Source organism: Glaciecola sp. MF2-115 (assembly GCF_047250385.1).
Taxonomy (GTDB): domain Bacteria; phylum Pseudomonadota; class Gammaproteobacteria; order Enterobacterales; family Alteromonadaceae; genus Glaciecola.
Map to the genome: position 1 here is coordinate 1 of NZ_JBLBVM010000002.1, position 1,123 is coordinate 1,123.

Genomic DNA, 1,123 nt, shown 5'->3' on the forward strand with positions numbered 1-1,123 from the left:
GACTGAAACGCTCAAAGACTTCATTCTGCCTGAGCCTGACCGGCCGGATTATCCTAGAGCCGTAAAGATAAAGCCAACAAGATTCCCATTAAAGAAAGCCGAACATCTAAGGAAAAAACCTTAACCGAACAGCATTACGCGAAGGCGGTGACCTCCCACTACGTCATCACTTCTCCCCATGCGCTATTACCACACACCTGTGTCATCACCGCACCTCTCACATAATCACCGCACCCGCTACGTCATCACCGCACCTCATACGTCATCACCGCGAAGGCGGTGACCCCCCAATACATACAATAATATGAAGTAAAACCTATGAATTTAACCCAAAGTACAAATCATCCCAACTAGGATTCAATTCATTGATAAGTCTATTTTTCCATTCACGATTCCACTTCTTGAGTCTTTTCTCGCGAAGTATAGCGTTCTCCATATCCTCAAATTGTTCAAAGTAAACGAGCTTATCTAGATTGTATATTGAGCTAAAACCTTTAATTTGCTTGTGTTTATGTTGATAGATTCGTTGGACCAAATTACTTGTTACGCCGATGTATAAGGTAGTGTTATGAGAGTTAGTGATAAAGTAGATACACGGTTGCTTCATGATTGAATTCCTTTTCAATTGAGCTGTAAACATATATCGCTTTGATGATATTGAAAAGGACAGTTTTTTGATTTTTTGATGGAGTTGGGAGGTTACCGCCTTCGCGGTAATGACGGGGAGTAGGTAATGACGGTATTACTCTTATCATGATTGGTGATGGAGTTAGAGGTTACCGCCTTCGCGGTAATGACGGGGAGTAGGTAATGACGGTTTTACTCTTATCATGATTGGTGATGGAGTTGGAGGTTACCGCCTTCGCGTAATGCTGTTCGGTTAAGGTTTTTTCCTTAGATGTTCGGCTTTCTTTAATGGGAATCTTGTTGGCTTTATCTTTACGGCTCTAGGATAATCCGGCCGGTCAGGCTCAGGCAGAATAAAGTCTTTGAGCGTTTCAGTCAGATCTTTCATTCTAGCTGGTATCGTATGAAGGCTATTTGTCGAAGCCGTAATTGCATAGTCATAAAGTACGATACGTAGGCACGATTTAAAGCTTATGCGAGTTGGCCGTAGCCCAAC

Annotated in this window: 1 protein-coding gene and 1 pseudogene; both read right to left on the bottom strand. The window is 42.6% G+C overall.

Features of this window, described 5'->3' with window-relative positions; translation table 11 throughout:
- Window positions 1-316 precede the first annotated feature (316 nt).
- A complete protein-coding gene (locus tag ACKLNX_RS00010; protein ID WP_411694245.1) occupies window positions 317-607 on the bottom strand; it encodes a GIY-YIG nuclease family protein in 291 nt (96 codons plus the stop codon).
- Window positions 608-880: 273 nt separating this feature from the next.
- Window positions 881-1,123 (bottom strand): annotated as a pseudogene (locus tag ACKLNX_RS00015) (hypothetical protein); the annotation flags it as partial.

Coding starts and splice junctions, on each gene's coding strand:
- ACKLNX_RS00010 (WP_411694245.1), bottom strand. CDS start 607: ATGAAGCAACCGTGTATCTACTTTATCACTAACTCTCATAACACTACC.